The 19981-nt window shown below is 71.2% G+C and carries 18 protein-coding genes; 5 read left to right on the top strand and 13 right to left on the bottom strand.

Annotated features, from left to right (window positions below):
• Positions 1-660: 660 nt before the first annotated feature.
• A complete protein-coding gene (locus OHT01_RS29465; RefSeq protein ID WP_328556136.1) occupies positions 661-1398 on the bottom strand; it encodes a DUF7873 family protein in 738 nt (245 codons plus the stop codon).
• Between the two features lie 159 nt (positions 1399-1557).
• Between OHT01_RS29465 and OHT01_RS29460 the strand changes: the two genes are divergently transcribed.
• Positions 1558-1995, top strand: coding sequence for a RidA family protein (locus tag OHT01_RS29460; protein ID WP_328556135.1), 438 nt, complete (start codon positions 1558-1560; stop codon positions 1993-1995).
• Between the two features lie 73 nt (positions 1996-2068).
• On the opposite strand, the gene OHT01_RS29455 is transcribed toward OHT01_RS29460, so the two are convergent.
• The gene (locus OHT01_RS29455; RefSeq protein WP_443043463.1) at positions 2069-2911 is read right to left on the bottom strand and encodes a uracil-DNA glycosylase; all 843 of its coding nucleotides are present in this window, start codon (positions 2909-2911) and stop codon (positions 2069-2071) included.
• A gap of 417 nt (positions 2912-3328) precedes the next feature.
• Positions 3329-4864, bottom strand: a complete 1536-nt coding sequence (locus OHT01_RS29450; protein ID WP_328556134.1) for a YfcC family protein — start codon at positions 4862-4864, stop codon at positions 3329-3331.
• A gap of 400 nt (positions 4865-5264) precedes the next feature.
• On the opposite strand from OHT01_RS29450, the gene OHT01_RS29445 reads away from it, so the two are divergent.
• Positions 5265-5972, top strand: a complete 708-nt coding sequence (locus OHT01_RS29445; RefSeq protein WP_328556133.1) for an RNA-binding S4 domain-containing protein — start codon at positions 5265-5267, stop codon at positions 5970-5972.
• An 81-nt stretch (positions 5973-6053) separates the two neighbouring features.
• Here OHT01_RS29445 and OHT01_RS29440 read toward each other — a convergent pair whose 3' ends face one another.
• From OHT01_RS29440 to OHT01_RS29430, 3 genes are all read right to left on the bottom strand, one after another.
• On the bottom strand, positions 6054-6506 hold the full coding sequence (locus tag OHT01_RS29440) for a DoxX family protein (protein ID WP_328556132.1): 453 nt from the start codon (positions 6504-6506) through the stop codon (positions 6054-6056).
• 200 nt (positions 6507-6706) lie between these two features.
• Positions 6707-7420 (bottom strand): class I SAM-dependent methyltransferase, encoded by a 714-nt coding sequence (locus OHT01_RS29435; protein ID WP_443043462.1) that lies wholly within the window; start codon positions 7418-7420, stop codon positions 6707-6709.
• A gap of 83 nt (positions 7421-7503) precedes the next feature.
• The gene (locus OHT01_RS29430) at positions 7504-8490 is read right to left on the bottom strand and encodes an acyltransferase domain-containing protein (protein ID WP_328556131.1); all 987 of its coding nucleotides are present in this window, start codon (positions 8488-8490) and stop codon (positions 7504-7506) included.
• Positions 8491-8584: 94 nt separating this feature from the next.
• Between OHT01_RS29430 and OHT01_RS29425 the strand changes: the two genes are divergently transcribed.
• Positions 8585-8896: a DUF6343 family protein gene (locus OHT01_RS29425; protein WP_328556130.1), complete on the top strand. Its 312-nt coding sequence runs from the start codon at positions 8585-8587 to the stop codon at positions 8894-8896.
• A gap of 108 nt (positions 8897-9004) precedes the next feature.
• Here the strand turns inward: OHT01_RS29425 and OHT01_RS29420 are convergent, their stop codons facing one another.
• From OHT01_RS29420 to rpsA, 4 genes are all read right to left on the bottom strand, one after another.
• Complete coding sequence (locus OHT01_RS29420; protein WP_328556129.1) at positions 9005-9385, bottom strand: tetratricopeptide repeat protein; 381 nt, start codon at positions 9383-9385, stop codon at positions 9005-9007.
• Between the two features lie 50 nt (positions 9386-9435).
• Positions 9436-10044, bottom strand: coding sequence for a dephospho-CoA kinase (gene coaE, locus OHT01_RS29415; RefSeq protein WP_328556128.1), 609 nt, complete (start codon positions 10042-10044; stop codon positions 9436-9438).
• A 60-nt stretch (positions 10045-10104) separates the two neighbouring features.
• On the bottom strand, positions 10105-11043 hold the full coding sequence (locus OHT01_RS29410; protein WP_328556127.1) for a PAC2 family protein: 939 nt from the start codon (positions 11041-11043) through the stop codon (positions 10105-10107).
• 382 nt (positions 11044-11425) lie between these two features.
• Positions 11426-12928 (bottom strand): 30S ribosomal protein S1, encoded by a 1503-nt coding sequence (rpsA, locus tag OHT01_RS29405; RefSeq protein WP_266757574.1) that lies wholly within the window; start codon positions 12926-12928, stop codon positions 11426-11428.
• A gap of 319 nt (positions 12929-13247) precedes the next feature.
• Between rpsA and OHT01_RS29400 the strand changes: the two genes are divergently transcribed.
• Positions 13248-14108, top strand: coding sequence for a class I SAM-dependent methyltransferase (locus OHT01_RS29400; RefSeq protein WP_328556126.1), 861 nt, complete (start codon positions 13248-13250; stop codon positions 14106-14108).
• 164 nt (positions 14109-14272) lie between these two features.
• On the top strand, positions 14273-16915 hold the full coding sequence (locus OHT01_RS29395) for an ATP-dependent RNA helicase (RefSeq protein WP_328556125.1): 2643 nt from the start codon (positions 14273-14275) through the stop codon (positions 16913-16915).
• Here the strand turns inward: OHT01_RS29395 and OHT01_RS29390 are convergent.
• The 3 genes from OHT01_RS29390 to OHT01_RS29380 all read right to left on the bottom strand — a co-directional run bounded on the left by OHT01_RS29390 (position 16905) and on the right by OHT01_RS29380 (position 19952).
• Positions 16905-17897 carry a DUF3068 domain-containing protein gene (locus OHT01_RS29390; RefSeq protein WP_328556124.1) on the bottom strand — a complete coding sequence of 331 codons (993 nt, stop codon included), beginning with the start codon at positions 17895-17897 and terminating at the stop codon, positions 16905-16907. The two genes, OHT01_RS29395 and OHT01_RS29390, sit on opposite strands and share 11 nt — an antisense overlap.
• A gap of 25 nt (positions 17898-17922) precedes the next feature.
• Complete coding sequence (locus OHT01_RS29385) at positions 17923-18057, bottom strand: SPW_0924 family protein (protein ID WP_328556123.1); 135 nt, start codon at positions 18055-18057, stop codon at positions 17923-17925.
• A gap of 167 nt (positions 18058-18224) precedes the next feature.
• Positions 18225-19952, bottom strand: a complete 1728-nt coding sequence (locus OHT01_RS29380) for a lytic transglycosylase domain-containing protein (RefSeq protein WP_328556122.1) — start codon at positions 19950-19952, stop codon at positions 18225-18227.
• Positions 19953-19981 lie beyond the last annotated feature (29 nt).

Below are 19981 nucleotides of genomic sequence, written 5' to 3'. Positions count from 1 at the left end.
GTGTCGCCCGCGGAAATCGAACGCGGGCATTTCCGTGACGTGACACTTCACGGGAGACGAAGGTGACCATCCGGGGATACGGGTACGGCGCTCCGCGCGGCGACGGGTGCGGGGCTTCGCGGGACGACGGGCGACGGGCTCGCGGGGATACGGGTACGGCGCTTCGCGGGGCGACGGGCGTGGGGCTTCGCGGATACGCGTGACGTGAGGGGGACGTGGAGTGACACGTCCGAGGAGAGGAGCGGGTCCGAGGGCGTAGCCGGCCCCCGGACCCTGAGATGCCGCCATGTCGCACGCCGGCACGCTTGAGAACCCAGGTCAGTCGTTATGTCGCCGCGTCCTGCCTTTGGACCACCACGCATCGAGCTGCGCGGACTGGACTTGAACCAGCATCTCGGCGTACTGGGGCCTGGGCCCGGTCGATCCGGCGATCGGCGGCGAATACTGAGTCTGGAGCAATAGTCTGAGATTGATCACGGTCTGCCTCTGCCGAGTTGGGCTACCGCGGCGCGTGGGCACTCCGGGGACCGGAGTGCCGTTGGGTGCCGCGGGGAGGACTCGAACCTCCACTGGAACCGTGCATTCACGACAAGCTTCAGGTTCAGCTTGCGCTCCTCGCGCACCCCGGCCGTGGTGCGTGGTGGCCGGGGAGTCCAGAGGCTACCCCTGTGCGAACAGGTAGCCGAAAACAGCGTCCCCGACGCGCTGGTCGACGACGTCCGCGCCGTTGGCCTCCTCGCGGGCGAACTTCACCGCCTGCTGCAACTTCTCGACCCGGTCGAGGAGTTCGTTCACGCGCCGCGCGGGCAGGGCGCCGGAGAACTTGACGGTCGTCCAGTATCCGACGGGGATGTCCTCGTAGTACACCTCGACCTGGGCCGGGTGCTTCTCGGTGGCCTCGGCCTTGACGTGGTTCCGGGGCACCTTCTTCGTACGAAGGGTCCGCACCGGCTCGGTCTTCCAGGCGTCGGTGGACGGATCCCGTACCCACGACTCGGAGGCGTCGAGGACCGGCAGCTTCCTTACGAAGGTGTTGAGATCGGTGAGCTGCTTCTCCAGGAAGAGCAGATAGGACACCGGCACGTCGGCGACGAGCACCCGACCGTCCACCAGCACATCGGCCGTCGCCGCGCAGTTGGCCCAGTCCTTGGTGGCGGTCACGTCGAACAGCCGCGTCAGGGTCGCCGCGGTGGCCCGCAGCACGTCCTCGGCCTGCACCTGGACCCGGGTCGACTCGGGCGGCAACTGCTCGCCCTCCTCGTCCTTCGGCTGATACGTCCGCGAGATACCGGCGAGCAACGCCGGCTTCTGCAGGCCATGATGAGCAGCCGTCAGGTCCTGATGGGACTTGGACTTGATGCCCTTCTCCACTGCGATGATCTGATTGAGTTTCGCCACGCCGTGACCGTAGCAGCGTAGGCCGGGGGTGTTCGAAGGATTATTCACCCGGGCAAGAGGCGCGCCCGGTCGTAATGGGGATGCGGGAGCCGTCGTCGGACCCGCATCATCGACAGGTTGTCCGTCACACAGTCGAAAGCCCTACTTCAGGGAGCCCCCGTGGTCCAGCGTGTCACCGTTCCCAGTCTCTTCGCGCCGCCCGTCTACTCGCACGCCTCCGTCGTCGAGGCGGGGACGAAGCTGGCGTTCCTCGCCGGATCCGTGCCGCTCGACGCCGACGGGAAGCTGGTCGGCGCGGGCGATCCGGTACGGCAGGCCGAGCAGGTGCTGGACAATCTCGACGAGCAACTGCGAGCCGTGGGAAGCGGCATGGCCCATGTCGTGTCGACCGATGTGTACGTCGTCAGCGCCGAACCGGCCGTGCTGTCCTCGGTCTGGAATGTCGTCGAGGCGTCCGGGCTGAGCATCGGCCCGCACTCCTCGACCCTGCTCGGGGTGGCCTGCCTCGGGTACACCGGGCAGCTCGTGGAGATCACCGCGACCGCCGTCGTCCCGGAGGACGAACCGGCGGCGGAGATCGAGCCCGACTGCGCCTGACACCCACCTCCACGCCCCCGCGAGCAGCCCCGAATCCCCGCGACCGGCCGCCTATGCGTCCGCGCCCGGCCGCCTATGTGTCCGTGCCCCGCCGGGTTCCGGGTTCGGGCTCATCGCTCGCGCGGGTCCGATCCCGTGGCGGGCGCGTCGCCAGTCCCGCCGACTCCGCGGCCGCGCCCAGTACCTGCCGCAGCATCGCGGGGGTGAGCCGCCCGGTGAAGGTGTTGCGCTGGCTGACGTGGAAACAGCCGAAGAGCTCGACGGAGGCGGGCTCGGTGCCGTCCGGCTCCGGTCGTCGTCCGAGCGTCACCCGTGCCCCGTGCGCGAAGGCCGGTCGCGGCCGAGGCACCCTCCACCCGGCCTCCGCGAAGGCGGGCAGGGCTGCCTGCCAGCCGAACGCGCCGAGCACGACCACGGCCCGCAGGGTGGGCCGCAACAGACCCAACTCCTCGACGAGCCAGGGCCGACAGGTGTCCCGCTCCTCGGGGGTCGGCTTGTTGGCGGGTGGCGCGCAGTGCACGGGAGAGGTGACGCGTACGCCGTACAGTTCCAGTCCGTCGTCCGCGCTCACGGAGGTCCCCTGCGAGGCCAGTCCGAGCTCGTGCAACGCCGCGTACAGCACGTCGCCCGACCGGTCCCCCGTGAACATCCGCCCGGTACGGTTCCCGCCGTGCGCGGCGGGCGCGAGCCCTACGACGAGGAGGGAGGCGTCGGCCGGCCCGAACCCGGGCACCGGACGCCCCCAGTACGTCTGGTCCGCGAAGGCGGCGCGCTTGGTGGCGGCCACCTCTTCGCGCCAGGCGACAAGACGCGGGCAGGCCCGACAGCCGGCGATCCGCGCGTCCAGCCCGCCGAGGTCGACCACACCGCCCCGACCCGACGCGGGACCGGCCGACACCGCAGGACTGGTCGACACCTCAGGACCGGTCGACACTTCAGGACCGGCCGACACCGCACGACCGGCCGACACCGCAGGACTGGTCGGCACCTCACGACCAGTCGGCACCTCAAGACCAGCGGGGACCGCAGGACCGGCGGAGGCTGCAGGACTGGCGGAGGCTGCAGGACTGGCGGAGGCTGCACGGACAGCAGGATCGGCCGGCACCGCAGGTCCGGCGGAGCCTGCGCGGACGGCCGGATCGACAAAGGCTGCCGGTTCGACAGACGCTGCCGGATCGGCGGAGGCTGCCCTCTCCGCGGAGGCTACCCTCTCCGCGGAGGTTGCCCGACCGTCCTCGTTCGGACCACTGCTGTCCACCTCACCACCGTACGACGCGTCCGCCCGGGCCCGGCTCTCCACGCGCCGCTCTCCGATCCCACGCTCCACCGGCGGCTAGGTCATCGACGCGCCGACCGCCAGGAATCCGCAGATCAGCAGGAAGAGGATGGCGAGGAGCGGCCAGAGGAAGCGGAGGTACTTGTCGTACCCGACCTTGGCGAGGGCGACTCCGCCGATGGTGACGGCGGTGGTGGGGACCCAGAGGTTCATCCAGCCGCTGGCGGACTGCCAGGCGGTGACGACGACCGCGCGGGAGACGCCCGCGAAGTCGGCGAGCGGGGCCAGGATCGGCATGGCGAGGGTCGCGTGGCCCGAGGTGGAGGGGATGAGGAAGGCCAGCGGCAGGTTCACGATGAAGACGATGATCGCGAAGAGGCTGGAGGAGGTGCCCTCCACGATGCCCTCGATGGAGTGCAGAACCGTGTCCGTGATCTTCGAGTTGTTCATGATCACGGTGACTCCGCGGGCCAGCACGATCACCAGTGCCGGTGAGATGAAGTCCGCCGCGCCCTGGACGATCGTCGCGCTCAGCTTCTGTTCGCCCATCCGCGCCACCACCCCGACCAGTACCGCCGCGCACAGGAACAGCGCCGCCAGCTCGGGGAAGGACCAGCCGAGTTCGAACCCGTACGGCCGGGCGTCCGCCTTGCCCGTGAGCGCGCTCGACCACGGCACGACCGAGAAGATCATGAAGGCGAAGACCAGGGCCGTGGTGGCCAGGACCGCCTTGTGCAGACCGGTCAGCTCGGGAACCCCGCCCGCCGCCGCTTCCTGGGCATGCTCGCGGTCCCCGGGCAGGAAGCCGGTGATCGAGCGGTCCGGACTCTTCTGGACCCGGCGCGCGTACCGGATGACGTAGGCGATCGTGACCGCCGTCAGCACGACCCACATCACGAACCGCAGCACGATGCCGTCGCCGAGCGAGATGTCGGCGGCGGACGAGGCCACGCCCGTCGCGAACGGGTTCACCGTCGAGCACAGCACCCCGATGCCCGCGCCGAGAATGATCGTGCCGACGGCGACCATCCGGTCGTAGCCGAGCGCCAGCATCAACGGCACGATCAGCCCGTAGAACCCCAGCGTCTCCTCGGCGAAGCCCTCCACGGTGCCCAGCACCGAGAACACCAGCATGATGCCCGCGATGAGCAGCGCCCCACGCGCCCGCAGCCGGTGGGCGAGGAGACCGATGCCCCGGTCGAGGGCACCCGTCGCGAACACCACCGTGATGAACGCTCCGATGGCGAGCACGAAGAGGAACACGCCCGCGCTGCCGTACAGTTCACCGGCGAACTCGGGGCCGACCTGCGCGCTCTTCTCGTCCAGGATTCCGTAGAGGCCGTTGACGGGCGAGAGGAACAGATCGTTGAGGCGGTCGACGAAGCTCTGCCCGGAGTCGACGCGGTGGTAGGTGCCCTGGATCGGCCGTCCCTCGGGAGTGCGGTCGTACTGCCCGGCCGGGATCAGGAACGCCAGCGCCCACACGGCGATCGTGACGATCGCGAGGACGGTCAGAGCACTGGGAAACGTGAACGTGCGCCGGTGCGGCGGCTCTTCGGTCCCGGGCGGCTCGACATCGGTCGGCGTGGTCACCGGACCGGCACCTCCCCCGAACGGAACGCGACGGAGGGGAGGGCGGCGAGCGGCTCCGGACCGGCGCGGAGGCCGTCCATCGACGCGTCGGCCTTCGCTGCTGTCTCCACCGCGGTCCCCTCTGGCGTTTCCCGGACTGCCTCACTCGACACCCTCGGCGCACTCGCGGAAGGACGCATCCGGGGTGGTCCGTGCGACGGAAAAGGCGGGCGGTGTGCCGGGCCGCGGGTATTAGAGTCGAGCCATGGCTTCTCAGGGTGCTGACGGGAAGATGACGGGCAGGGCTGCCGCAGGCACGCGCGGCGGAAACCCGGATGCCGGAACCTCGCGTGGCGGAACCTCGGGTGCCGGAAACCCGGATGCCGCAGGCACGCGCGGTGGAAACCCGGGTGCCGGAAGCGTGGATGCCGGAACCCCGCGCGGCGGAGGCTCGCACGGCGCGGGCGAGGCGGCGCCGGCGGCTTCCGGGACCGCTTCGGCCAGGGCTTCCGCGGAAGCCTCCACCACTGCCGCCGCCTCCGCGGCCAGGACCGCCTCCGCTGCCGGGCCTGCCGGCGGCGAGAGCGTGCGGGTCGACGCCTGGATCTGGTCCGTCCGTCTCGTCAAGACCCGCTCGATGGGTGCCGCGGCCTGCAAAGGCGGGCATGTCCGGGTCAACGGTGAGCGCGTCAAGCCGGCGTACTCGGTACGCGTGGGCGACGAGGTACGCCTGTGGCACGAGGGCCGGGAGCGGATCGTCGTCGTGAAGCGTGTGATCCGCAAGCGGGTCGGCGCGCCCGTCGCCGTCGAGTGCTACGTCGACAACAGTCCCCCGCCTCCGCCGCGCGAGACCGTGGCCCCGGCGGGCATCCGGGACAGGGGTGCGGGGCGCCCGACCAAACGGGACCGCCGCGAGCTGGAGCGTCTGCGGGGGATGCAGACAGGCTCGTCCGGCCCGGTCAGCTCCTCCGGCCCGTCCACCGGTACGAAGGGGGCGACCGGGTCCACGGGTGATTCCCGCCGCTCGGCCGGTCCCCGCTGGACGGGTCCTCCCTGGGCCGGTCCCCGCTCCACCGGTTCATCGGGCTCCACAGGTTCATCGGGTTCCTCCGGCACCTCGGGCTCCTGAACCTTCGGAAAGCCGACGTGCCGTCGTACGTCGTCGAGGGCTCCCCCGGACCCGGGGGAGCCCTTCGCCCTTGCCCGGCCGTCACGCTCGACGTCCCGCCCATCGGCGTACCAGGCGGAGCAGCTCGGTCGTGTGGCCGCGCCTGGCCCAGGCGATGAGGGCGAGCGGCAGCATCAGGATCAGCGGGGTCGCCACATACGGGCCGTGGACGACGGTGACGTTGACGACGAACGCGCCGACCATCAGCGCGCTGAGCGCCACCGCCGCCACCGAGTCCAGCAACGGGGTCAACAGGGCGAGTCCTCCGGCGAGTTCGAGTACGCCGATGATGTACATGCCCGTGTGACCCCAGCCCAGCTTGTCGAACGACTCGGCCGCCGAGGGGTAGGCGATCAGCTTGGGAAGTGCGCTGGCGATCGCGTAGAACAGGCCGAGGACGATCTGCAGGGCGGTCAGGGACACGCGGGCGCTGCGGGAACGGGGGGCGCCGGCACCCTGGGTGGGGGTGGCGAGGGGCAGGGTGGTCTCGGACACGGTGGTCTCCTGTGGGAAGCGGTGGTCGCTGCTTTCACAGAGACAGACCGGACGGCCACCCGGAACTCATCGGCGCGGGACGGGGTTTGTCCCAGCCGTTCGACCGCCGCCCACTCCCCCCTTCCTCCTCCGTCCCCCTCTCCCCCGCCCCCGTCCCCCTCCCTCCTCTCCCAGCGCCGATGCGCTCCCCCTTATGGCCCTCACCCCTTCACGGCTCTCACCCACACCCCGTCGTCGGTCAGATACCGGTCCACCTTCAGACCCGCCTCCGCCAGCGCCTCCTCGAAATCGTCCTTCGTCAAAGGGCGGGACAGGAACGTCTGGGTCCAGGTGGCGTCCGGGAACGCGTACTCCGCGCGCACCGAGTCGACCCCCTCCCCGACGGGCTCGGCGGACACGATGCGCACGACGAATCCGGACGGGTCGATGCGCTCGCGGGGCACATCGGTGTGCCAGTCCTCGCCCTCGCGTTGGATCAGCACGCAGCCGTCGTCCGCGACATGGCGGACGCAGGTGTCCAGGATCGCCCTCCGTACCCCGATGTCCCCGGTATGTATAAGGAACGACGCCAGCAGCACGACGTCGAAGCTCTCGCCGAGGTCCAGGTCCTCGATGCTGCTGCGTATCCTGCGCGCCCCGCGGACGTGCTCCAGCATGTCCGCGGACTCGTCCACCGCCGTGACCGCGAACCCCAGATCCAGGAGGGGGTGGGTCATCCGGCCGACCCCGCTGCCCAGTTCCAGAATGTGCGCGGCGGCGGGCACGGCGGCGGTGATGATGCCCGGTTCCGCTCCGACGGGAAGGCGGGTGTACAACTCGACCGCGCAGCCGTCCGGTGTGATGGCCCCGGGTCCCGTTCCCTGGTGTCCCTGACGCTTCTCGATCCTCATATCCGTCCAACGGACGGCTTCCATGGGCCTGTTCCCTCCCCCCATCACTCGTTCGAGTGACATGTTCGAAGGACACCAGTCCGAGCCGCGCGCGAGGCCGGGACGGACTACAGCGCGAACCAGCCTCGCCCGCCGTACCAATGTCCGCCCGCGCGCAGATGGTCCACCACCGCGCGCTCGACGCTGTTGCGCCGCGGCAGGGAGTCGAGCGGGAGCTCCGGATCGCCGAAGACGAAGCCGATGGGCACCGAGTCGTCCGGGGTCGTCTCCTCGCTCAGCGGGTGGAAGCGGTCCTGGAAGCGGATGATGTTGGAGTCGGCGGGCAGATACCGCTTGAGCTGCGGGTCGAGCAGCCAGGAGTCGCAGACGGCTGTGCCGTGGCGCTCGTCGGGGTAGTGGCGGGCGAAGAAATCCCGGGCCAGGGCGAGCGAACGGTCGCAGGCGGTCGGGGAGAGAGGGCCGCGGAAGTCGGTGATGTGCAGGCTCAGGCAGGGGTCGCCGGGGCCGAGGTCCAGTCCCGCCGCCGCGACGGCGGCGGCCGTGCGCCGCCCCAGGAGCACCCGCTGGAACTGGAGCCGGCCCAGTTGGAACAGCTCGCCGTGGAAGTGCAGGGCGATCCACCAGGGGAACAGCAGTCCGGGGCCGCCCGCCCTTCTGTGGTGCACGGACACATGGCGGCCGAGATCGGCGAAGGTGCGCCGCGAGACGTCCTCCGGGATTCCGCGTTCCCGGTGGTGGGCGCGGACGTACGGAAGCGCCGCTATGAAGACGTACAGATGGAAGCAGCGCCCGAGTGCTCCCGCCGTCGCGGGGAATGCGGGCGGCTCCCAGCCCTTGCCGATCTCTCCCATGTCCCGGACGAAGCGGGTGACACAGCGCGCGAGGAGGGTCATGGCCTCCGGGTCGGCGGCCAACCGGGCTCGCAGGGCGACGAGTTCGTTGATGTGCTCGTGGGGCACGGCAAGGTCGAGCAGGATGTCGGGCAGTTCGTCGGCGTCCGGGAGCTCCGCTTCCCGCCACGCGGAGCCCTCGCTCTCCAGGTCCCTCAGCCACTCGGCGAGCCTCGCGTCCGCCCGCAGCGCCTTCAGCAGCACCGTCGCCTCCCCCGGCGGTCGCCGTCCGGACCGCTTCTCCCTTGGTGAACGTGCACGACGAAGAGTACGTTTCTTCGTAGGAGTGGTGGTCCTGATGCGTACGGGCAGTGAACCGATGACAGCGCGCAGTGCTCTGCGGATGCGCTTGTGGCTGAGCGTCTGGGGTCTGGTCTGGGCCATTTTCGGGACGGTCGCGTTCATCCTGGTGGGACGGCCGGGATGGGCGGTCGCCTGCGGTGTGCTCTGGGTGGTCGTCACCGTCGACATGACCATGATCCTTCGGCACATCAGGCAGGGTCCGCACTACCAGCCGGGCCGTGACGTCCCCCCGTACGAGCCCGTGGACGACCGGCCCGCGTACCGGCCGCCGCGGCGCCGTCGCCCGTCGAGGCCCTCGCACCCCTGAACCCGCCGGACGGACCCCTGATGTGCGACGTGCCGCGCGGGGAGCCGTGAACGCTCCCGCCGGGTGGCGTCGACTCGCACGCTCCCACCGCCGTCTCGCGCGGGCCGGCTACGAGTCGAAGCGGGCGGCTTCCAGGTACTGCGGCTTCGGGTCGAGTGCGGCCGCCAGTCTGAAGTGCCGCTTCGCCTGCTCGGGGCGCCGCTGGCGTTCGTAGGTCCGGGCGAGCGCGAAGTGCGCGAAAGCGTTGTCCGGCTCGCGCTCCAGGACGATCGTGAACTCCAGCTCCGCCGGGCGCAGTTGCGCGGCGGCGAAGAAGGCCCGCGCACGCAGCAGCCGGGCCGCGGTGTTCTCCGGGTGGGCGGCGACCACGGGGTCGAGCAGCTTCACCGCACCCCGCGGGTCGCGCGCGGCGAGCAGTTGCTCGGCGGCGCGGAAGTCGATGACGTGCGTCTCCGGAGAACGTCCGGTCGGTCCGCTGGTCTCGGGCACGGCAGAGTCCTTCCCTCGCTGCAGGGTTTCAACGCCCCTGCCGGGAGGCGCTATTCCTGGGGCTGCCGGGCTCTGCGCACGAGATCGCCCCATACATCCCTTACGCGCCGCTCCAGTTCGTCCAGCGGTACGTCGTTGTCGATGACGATGTCCGCGATCTCCAGGCGCTTGTCGCGCGGGGCCTGGGCGGCCATGCGGGCGCGGGCGTCGTCCTCGGTCATGCCGCGCAGGCGGACGAGGCGGTCGAGCTGGGTCTCGGGGTGGGCGTCCACGACGATCACGAGGTCGTACAGCGAGGCCAGGCCGTTCTCCGCGAGCAGGGGAACGTCGTGGACGACGACGGCGCCCTCGGGGGCCTCGTCCTCCAGCGCGCGCGAGCGCGTGCCGACCAGGGGGTGCACGATCGAGTTCAGGACGGCCAGTCTCTCCGCGTCGGCGAAGACGATCGAGCCGAGCTTCGGCCGGTCCAGGCCGCCGTCCGGAGCGAGCACGTCGTCGCCGAAGGCGTCGACCACCGCCGCCAGCCCGGGAGTTCCGGGCGCGACGACCTCCCGCGCGATCCTGTCCGCGTCGATCAGCACCGCGCCGTGCTCGACGAGCAGTCGTGACACTTCGCTCTTGCCGGCGCCGATACCGCCGGTCAGGCCCACCTTCAGCATGTCCCGCAGCTTAGGGCCTGCCACTGACAGACCCAGCGCCCGGGAGCCTACGAGAAACGGTCAGGCGTCGCCTTCACGCTCCGCCAGGAAGCGCTCGAACTCCTGGCCGATCTCGTCCGCCGAGGGGATGTCCACCGGTTCGGCGAGCATGTTGCCGCGGGTCTCGGCGCCCGCGGCGGCGTCGTACTGGTGCTCAAGGCCCTGTACGAGCGCGACGAGTTCCTCGTCGCCCTCCTGGATCTGCCGGTCGATCTCGGTCTGGGTGCGGTGCGCCTCGGTCCGCAGGCCGTGCGCTATCCCGGGAAGCACCAGGCCGGTCCCGGCCGTGATGGACTCCAGGACCGTCAGAGCCGCGTCCGGGTACGGAGAGCGCGCGATGTAGTGGGGCACATGGGCGGCGACACCGAGCACGTCGTGGCCGGCCTCCATGAGGCGGTACTCCACGAGGGACTCGGCGCTTCCGGGGACCTGCGCCTCGTCGAAGGGGCTGCGGTGTCCGGGCACCAGGTCCGTGCGGTTGCCGTGCGGGGTGAGGCCCACCGGGCGGGTGTGCGGGACGCCCATGGGGATGCCGTGGAAGTTCACGCTCAGACGGACGCCGAGGCGTTCCACGATCTGCTGGACCGCGGCGGCGAAGCGCTCCCACTCGGTGTCCGGTTCGGGCCCCGACAGCAGCAGGAAGGGCGCGCCGGTGGCGTCCTGTACGAGCCGGACCTCAAGGGTCGGCTCCTCGTACTCCGTCCAGCGGTCGCGCTTGAACGTCAAGAGCGGACGCCGGGCCCGGTAGTCCACGAGCCGGTCGTGGTCGAAGCGGGCCACGACCTGATGGGGCAGTGAGTCGAGGATCCGGTCGACGATCTGCTCGCCCGTTTCGCCCGCGTCGATGTATCCGTCGAAGTGGTAGAGCATGACAAGACCGGCCGACTCCTGGGCGAGTGCCATGTCGACCACGGCCAGCCCCTTCGGCTCCCATGCGTACAAACCCTGCGGATCAAGCACTGTGACCGCTCCTCCTCGTGTTCGTACTGCACAACGTGGTGCAGAGCACGGACATTCCCGTCCCGCGCCCCGCGCCTCTGTCCCGTGCCGGTCGCTCGGCCTCCACGAGCGGCCGGCGGGAGTCCCGGGGCCGGTGAGGACCCCGTCGGCTGATCTCCGTCAGCACAGCACACGCGTGTTACGAGGGCGGCACGCGCGCTTGTCCGGGGCACCCCTGCCGGTGGTCTCGGCCGGCGACTCGGGGCCCCAGCCGCGGACATCGGCGTTCGCCCTCCCGAAGAAGCGCCGGCGCAGAAGGCCGACACAGAGCCGACACAGAAGTGGGCCCGCACCGGATCGGTGCGGGCCCACTTCTTTCAGCTACTTGCTAGCGGTGAGCTTTTCAGCTCTGGCCGCCGGCGAGCTTCTCGCGGAGGGCGGCGAGCGCCTCGTCCGACGCCAGGGCGCCGGAGTTGTCGTCCGACTCCGAGGAGTAGGAACCGCCGCCACCCGAGGCAGCCGGAGCCGCGCTGGAGGTGCTGGCACCCTCGGCCTCGGCCTGCGCGTCGGCCTCGCGGGACTTGATGACCTGAGCCTGGTGCTGCTCGAAGCGCTGCTGCGCCTCGGCGTACTGCGTCTCCCACACCTCACGCTGGGACTCGAAGCCCTCGAGCCAGTCGTTGGTCTCCGGGTCGAAGCCCTCGGGGTAGATGTAGTTGCCCTGGTCGTCGTACGACGCGGCCATGCCGTACAGGGTCGGGTCGAAGTCGACCGACGCCGGGTCGGCACCGAAGGCCTCGTTGGCCTGCTTCAGCGAGAGGCTGATGCGGCGGCGCTCGAGGTCGATGTCGATGACCTTGACGAAGATCTCGTCGTTGACCTGGACGACCTGCTCCGGGATCTCCACGTGGCGCTCGGCCAGCTCGGAGATGTGGACCAGACCCTCGATGCCCTCGTCCACGCGGACGAACGCACCGAACGGAACGAGCTTCGTGACCTTACCCGGGACGACCTGACCGATCTGGTGCGTCCGGGCGAACTGCTGCCACGGGTCTTCCTGCGTCGCCTTGAGCGACAGGGAGACGCGCTCGCGGTCCATGTCGACGTCGAGGACCTCGACGGTGACTTCCTGGCCGACCTCGACAACCTCGGACGGGTGGTCGATGTGCTTCCAGGAAAGCTCGGAGACGTGCACCAGACCGTCGACGCCACCCAGGTCCACGAAGGCACCGAAGTTGACGATCGAGGAGACGACGCCGGAGCGAACCTGACCCTTCTGGAGGGTCGTGAGGAACGTCTGGCGGACCTCGGACTGGGTCTGCTCCAGCCAGGCACGGCGGGACAGGACCACGTTGTTGCGGTTCTTGTCCAGCTCGATGATCTTGGCCTCGAGCTCCTTGCCCACGTAGGGCTGGAGGTCGCGGACACGGCGCATCTCGACGAGAGAAGCCGGCAGGAAGCCACGGAGGCCGATGTCGAGGATGAGACCACCCTTGACCACCTCGATGACGGTGCCGGTGACGATGCCGTCCTCTTCCTTGATCTTCTCGATGGTGCCCCAGGCGCGCTCGTACTGGGCGCGCTTCTTCGAGAGGATCAGGCGGCCTTCCTTGTCCTCCTTCTGGAGAACAAGGGCTTCGATCTCGTCGCCGACCTTGACGACCTCGTTCGGGTCGACGTCGTGCTTGATCGAGAGCTCGCGGCTCGGGATGACACCTTCGGTCTTGTAACCGATGTCGAGCAGGACCTCGTCCCGGTCGACCTTCACGATGACGCCGTCGACGATGTCGCCGTCGTTGAAGTACTTGATCGTCTCGTCGATCGCGGCGAGGAATGCTTCCTCGTTACCGATGTCGTTGACCGCTACCTGCGGCGTGGTAGAGGTGGTCTCGGTGCTGCTCGTCATGTGGGAAAGGGCTCCGGTACGGACAGTGAGTCGTAGGTACTGCTTACGCCGGGAGCCCGTTTCGCCCTGTAGAAGCCGGACAGTGAAGGAAGCGCCCTACCCGGCTAAAGCCGGAGGCGCCTCGAAAACCGAGGGACATACATACAGATGCGAGCACAGCCTGCTACGTCTGAGGAGCGCAGGCCCGCAGCGCAACTTGTAGCATACGGGGGCAGCCGGGCAGGGTCAATGCGCGAAGGCGCACACCCGGGGCGGATCGCCGCAATCCCGGCACAAGACCTGTCTCACAAGGCCACGCGGGCAGTAGGACGCCTCTGTCGTGACACGCCCGAGACGGGTTGGACGGAAGAGTACGACGAGGGAGCCGATCATCCAAGAGCCCGAACCGTTCGAACCGGAAGCCACCCGACGTGATGCGGATCTCATCGAGAGTTCCCGGGCGAATCGGGGCTGGTGGGACCGGAACGCGGACGACTATCAGATCGAGCACGGCACGTTCCTCGGCGACGACCGCTTCGTGTGGTGCCCCGAGGGCCTCGACGAGGTGGAGGCCGAGCTGCTCGGCCCCGCGGAGGACCTGAAGGACAAGGACGTCCTGGAGATCGGCGCCGGCGCGGCGCAGTGCTCGCGCTGGCTGGCCGCGCAGGGCGCCCGTCCGGTGGCCCTGGACCTCTCCCACCGCCAGCTCCAGCACGCCCTGCGCATCGGGGGCACCGTGCCCCTGGTGGAGGCCGACGCGAGCGCGCTGCCGTTCGCGGACGGCTCGTTCGACCTCGCGTGCTCGGCGTACGGCGCGCTGCCCTTCGTCGCCGACCCGGTGCTGGTGCTGCGGGAGGTCCACCGGGTACTGCGCCCCGGCGGCCGTTTCGTCTTCTCCGTCACGCATCCCGTCCGCTGGGCGTTCCCGGACGAGCCGGGAGCCGAGGGCCTGACGGTGTCCGCGTCCTACTTCGACCGCACTCCGTACGTGGAGCAGGACGAGGACGGCCGCGCGGTCTATGTCGAGCACCACAGGACGGTGGGTGACCGGGTCCGGGACGTGGTGGCCGGAGGTTTCCGCCTGGTCGACGTCGTCGAGCCCGAGTGGCCCGCCTGGAACACCCAGGAGTGGGGCGGCTGGTCCCCGCTGCGCGGCAACCTCATTCCGGGCACGGCGATCTTCGTGTGCGAACGGGACTGACCCGAGGGACCGAGGGAACGGCAAAGGATCAAGGACGACCAGTGAAGGGGAGCCGATTCGGCTCCCCTTCTTCTGTTTTCTTGTGTGACGGTGCGGCACGCGCGCGTGGAGGCTGTCCCGGAGTTCGTACGCGGCCGGTTCGGCGCGCGTACGAGACTGGGGGCGTGATCCGTTACGAAGCCCTGGACGTGCTGCCCGTACGTGGCGCCCTGCCCGCTGTGGACGAAGCCCTGGAGGGGCACGGCAGCGCGGTGCTGGTGGCGCCGCCCGGCACCGGCAAGACGACGCTGGTGCCGCTGGCCCTAGCGGGTCTCCTGGACGACGGGCGCCCGGCGCGCCGGGTGGTGGTGGCCGAGCCGCGGCGGATCGCGGCCCGTGCCGCCGCACGGCGGATGGCGTGGCTGCTGGGCGAGCAGGTCGGCGGGAGCGTCGGTTTCACGGTGCGCGGGGAGCGCGTGGTCGGCCCCCGCGCGCGCGTGGAGGTCGTCACGACCGGGGTCCTGCTCCAGCGGCTGCAGCGGGACCAGGAACTGGCGGGCGTCGACGTGGTCGTGCTCGACGAGTGTCACGAGCGGCATCTGGACGCCGACACGGTGGCCGCGTTCCTGTTGGACGTGCGGGCCGCGCTCCGTCCCGAACTGCGGCTGGTCGCCGCTTCCGCGACGACGGACGCCGGGGGCTGGGCACGCCTGCTGGGCGACGCGCCGGTCGTGGAGGCGCGGGGTGTCTCGTATCCGGTCGAGACGGTGTGGGCGCCGCCCGTGCGCCCCGTGGCTCCGCCGCACGGGATGCGGGTGGACCCGGCGCTGCTGACGCATGTGGCGTCCACGGTGCGGCGGGCGCTGGCCGAGCGCCCGGGTGACGTCCTGTGCTTCCTTCCGGGGGTCGGGGAGATCGCGCGGGTCGCCGGGCAGCTCGGCGGTCTCGGGGACGTCGATGTGCTCCAGGTGCACGGGCGGGCTCCGGCGGCGGTGCAGGACGCGGTGCTCACGGCCGGTGTCCGGCGCCGGGTGGTCCTCGCGACCTCGGTGGCCGAGTCGTCGCTGACGGTTCCCGGGGTGCGCGTGGTCGTCGACTCGGGACTGGCGCGCGAGCCGCGGGTGGACCACGCGCGCGGGCTGAGCGCGCTGGCGACCGTACGGGCGTCGCAGGCTGCCGGGCGGCAGCGGGCGGGCCGGGCCGGGCGGGAGGCGCCGGGCACGGTGTACCGGTGCTGGGCGGAGGCGGAGGACGGCCGTCTGGCGCGGTTCCCGGCCCCCGAGATCAAGGTGGCCGATCTGACGGCGTTCGCCCTCCAGGCTGCCTGCTGGGGCGATCCCGGGGCGACGGGGCTGGCCCTGCTGGATCCGCCGCCGGGCGGGGCGATGGCGGCGGCGCGGGCCGTCCTGACCGCCGTGGGCGCGGTCGACGCCACGGGGCGGGCCACGGAACGCGGTGTGCGCATGTCCCGCCTGGGGCTGCACCCCCGGCTGGCGCGGGCGCTGCTGGACGCGACGCCGTCGGCGGGCGCGTCGCGGGCCGCCGACGTGGTCGCCCTGCTGAGCGAGGAGCCCCCGCGCGAGTACGGCGACGATCTGGCCGCCGCCTGGCGCACCGCCCGGCGCGGGGGCGACGCCTACGCGGCCCGCTGGCGCGCCGAGTCCCGGCGGCTGCGCTCCGCCGCGGCAGGCGCCGGGCCCGCGCCCGGCCACGCGTCCTCCCCCGGTTCCCCCTCCTCCTCCGGAGCGCACGCCCAGGGACCGGGACGCCACGGAGACGGCCGTGACGGCACCCCGCCGAACGACGGGGACCGGCACGGGACTCGGGCGGACGGCGGTGCGCGGACGGGCCTGGGGGACGACGGGGTCGTCGGGCTCGTCGCCGCGCTGGCGTTCCCCGAGCGTGTCGCCCGCGCGCAGGGCGGCTCCCACCTGATGGCCGGCGGGACCCGCGCCGAAGCCGCCGAGGGGTCCGTCCTGCGCGGTGCTCCCTGGCTCGCGGTCGCCGTCGCCGACCGTCCCGTCGGCAGGGGGCACGCGCGCGTGCGGCTCGCGGCGGTGATCGACGAGCGGACGGCGCGGCGGGCCGCCGCGGGTCTGCACTCCGAGGGCGACGAGGTGCGCTGGGCCGACGGCGACGTCGTCGCCCGGCGGGTGGAGCGGCTGGGTGCGGTGGAGCTGGCCGTGCGGCCGTTGCGGAACGCGGACCCCGGGCTCGTACGGGACGCGCTGCTCGAAGGGCTGCGGGAGGAGGGCTTCGGTCTGCTGCGGTGGTCGCCGGACGCCGAGGTACTGCGGCAGCGCCTCGCGTTCCTGCACCGGCGGTTCGGTGACCCGTGGCCGGACGTCTCCGACGAAGCCCTGCACGCGCGCGTGGCGGAGTGGCTGGAGCCGGAGCTGAGCCGTGCCCGGCGGCGGGCGGACCTGGCCCGGATCGGCGCCGGGCAGGCACTGAACCGGCTGCTGCCGTGGGCGACGGGGGAGGCGGCCCGGCTCGACGAGCTCGCGCCCGAACGGATCGAGGTGCCGAGCGGGTCGAGGATCCGCGTCGACTACGCCGACCCCGCGCAGCCGGTGCTCGCGGTGAAACTGCAGGAGATGTTCGGGCTGCACGCCTCGCCCGCCGTCGCGGGCGTGCCCGTACTCGTGCATCTCCTGTCCCCCGCCGGCCGTCCGGCCGCGGTGACCGCCGATCTCGCGTCCTTCTGGAAGGACGGCTACAAGGGCGTACGGGCGGAGCTGCGCGGCCGGTACCCCAAGCATCCGTGGCCCGAGGACCCGGCGGCCGCCGAGCCGACGCGGTACACGAACGCGCGGCTCAGGCGGTGACGGGCTCGGGGTCGGCCGCCGGGGCGGGCGCCTGGTCGCCCGGCCTGCGTCCGCGGGCCTCCAGGTACAGGGAGAGGGACAGCAGGGCGGCGCCCAGGAGCAGGAAGCCCCAGGGGAGGTAGGAGGTCATCATCAGGACGAGGGTGCGGTTCGACTTGACCAGGTCGACGGTGTGCCTGATGTAGTCCTCGCGCATCTTCACGTCCCCGGAGAAGGCGGTCACCTTGTCCCGGCCGCCCAGGAGTGTGCCGCCGCGCAGTTCCTCCTTGTGGATCTCCTCGCCGTAGACGGGTGCTCCGGTGACCGGCTCGACCCAGAACCTGCGGACGGTGGTGTACCAGCGGGTGGTGCCGGTCTTGGCGAGGGACTCGGGGGTGACGCCCTGGACGGGCATGACCTTGGGGAACTTCACCTTCGTCCAGGGGATGGTCTGCTCGAAGTAGTAGACCTTGACGCCCCGGAAGGTCCGGGTGTCCTTGTAGTGGATGGGTGCCGAGGTGCGGGTCTGCGCGTCGAAGTACTCGTAGTCCCGCTTCTCGGTCCGGAAGGGCCACTTGAACTCGATGCCCTCGCGGGTGACGGGGTCGCCGTCGACGGACTCGCCGGTGGCGTGGACGGGTTCCTGGCTGTGCGCGTCGAAGATGTAGCGCTCGGGGAGCTTGGAGACCATCTTCCCGTCGGGGCCCTGCACGTAGGAGAGGGAGTCCCAGACGACGACGTCCCGGCCGGCGGTCCGCTCGATCCGGTCGGAGGCCTCGACGTTGCCCTTGAGGGTCTGCACGACGGTGACCTCGGAGACCTTCTTCGCCTTCATGGTGCCGTAGTCGAGGAGGGTCGCGTCCTTCGCCTCCAGGACCATGTCCTGGTACTGGTTCGCGGGGATCTTGGCCAGGCGCGGGAAGGCGTACCAGCGCAGCAGCGGGGACAGCGCCGCGAAGAACACGGCGAGCGCGAGCAGGATCAGGCTTGTCTTGCGGCGCATCTCGACGGCCCTCCCGGTGCGTGTGTCAGGGGTGCTTGGGGACGGTGGTGAGCAGTGGCTTCGGTGAGGTGTGTCCGGCAGGCGAGCCCATGGCCGTGATGGTCAGGACCAGCGCGAGTGCCGCGACGAGACCGGTCGCGGCGGCGATGAGGGCACGCATGCGGGCCTCCCGGGGTCAGGAGCTGATACATCGTCAGGTCCGGCACCGTAGCAACGGCGGGGCGAGATGAGAACACGTTGCGCACACAACGGATCAGGGCGCCTCCGCGGCGTGAGCCGAGGGGGCGCCCTGGAGGCGCGCGCGGGGCGCGCGGTGGCGGCGCGGTGCTAGGAAGCGGCGGCGGCCACCGTCAGTTCGACGGTCAGTGTCGCGCCGCCGGTGGTGGTGACGCGGAGCAGGAAGGTGCCGGTGGTGTCGTCGGCGTACAGCTTCGGCAGCTTGAGCAGGCCGTCCGCGTCGGTGACCAGGGTCGTGAGGGTGCGTACGGTCTTGCCGTCCGCGTCCTTGAAGTAGGGGCCCTTGTCGTTCTCGCCTGTGTCGTCGGCGGACTTGATCAGGGTCGCGGTGGCGGCGACCTTGCCCGCGGTGGCGCCCTGGTAGGTGGCCTTGACCTCGACCTGGTCGGCGAACTCGCCGCCCGGCACACAGGTGAGCGCGGTGTCGGCGGTGCGGGCCAGGGTGTCGGCCTGGCGGGCGGTGACGGTGGCCGTGTAGTCGAGTCCGGCCAGGACGCGGCCCACGACGGTGACGCGGACGGTGAAGTCGCCCGTCTTCTCACCGGCCGCGAGCGCGGGCGCGATGGCCATGCCGGACCAGTTGGTGACGGTCGTGGCGACGCTCTCTCCGCCGGCGAAGGTGGCGTCGGTGTCGCCGACGATGGTGAACCGCACCCGGACCTTCGCCACGGCCTTGCCGGCCTTGTCCTCGGTCCGTACCGCGATCTTCTGCGCGAACGTGTCGCCGGCTGTCGCCGTGACCTTCCCGTCGCCCACATTCGCCAGGTGGTCCACCGTCTCGGTGGGCGTCGGCGTGGCGGGCGGGGTCGTCGGAGGCGGAGTGGGGGTGACCGGCGGGGTCGGGGTGGCGGGCGGGGTCGGGGTGGCGGGCGGAGTCGGCTTCGGGGCGGGGCTCGTCGGGTCGCCGCCGCCCGGCTTCGGGGGGCTGGGCGGGGACGGCACCGGAGGCGTGGGGCTCGGCGTGGCCGTGCCGTCGCTGTCGTGCGAGGGCAGCGTGCCCGTGCCGTCCGGTACCTCGTGCGTGCCCTTGCGGTAGTACTCCAGCCACGACAGGACGGTGTTCAGGTACGCCGTCGAGTTGTTGTAGCTGAGGATCGCTTGGTTCATCTGCGCCTGGACCGACAGGTCGTGGTCGAAGCGGCACAGGTAGTGCCCGGCGGCCAGCGCCGCGTCGTAGACGTTGTTGGGGTCCTTCTTGCCGTCACCGTTGCCGTCGCGGCCCGCCCACGCCCAGGTGGAGGGGATGAACTGCATGGGGCCCACCGCACGGTCGTACGTGCTGTCGCCGTCGTACGCGCCGTTGTCGGTGTCCTTGATGCTGGCGAAGCCGTTGCCGTCGAGGACCGGGCCGAGGATCGGCGAGAGGGTGGTGCCCGCCGCGTCGACGCGGCCGCCGCGGGCCTGGCCCGACTCGACCTTGCCGATCGCGGCGAGGAGCTGCCAGGGCAGGTTGCAGGTGGGCTTGGACTCCCGCAGCGACGCCTCGGCCTTCTTGTAGGCGTCGAGCACGGTCGCCGGGATGCCCGCCTCGGCGGAGCCCGTTGCGGCGGGCGTGCCCTCTCCCGCGCTCGCGCTCGGTGCGGGGTTCGGGCTCTGCAGCGGCGGAAGGTCCGTGTAGTAGCGCGAGTTGCCGGTCGCGGTGCCGTCCTCGCCCGCGTCGTTCGCGCCCTGGCCGACGTCGGCACCGGCCGACTGTCTGCCGTGGTCGTCGGCACTCACTCCCGGGGCCTGCGAGGCGGACAGGGCCGCGACCGCGACCGCGGCCACAGCGGTGGTTGCCGCGCCCTTGCGCAGCCGCCTGCCGAATTGCGCCGCCATTGAGTGAACCCCTCCCACGGACGACCGGC

The sequence above is a fragment of the Streptomyces sp. NBC_00358 genome, from assembly GCF_036099295.1.
Lineage (GTDB): Bacteria > Actinomycetota > Actinomycetes > Streptomycetales > Streptomycetaceae > Streptomyces.
Note: the sequence above shows the minus strand (reverse complement) of the source record. Positions and strands in the feature narration are given on the sequence as shown.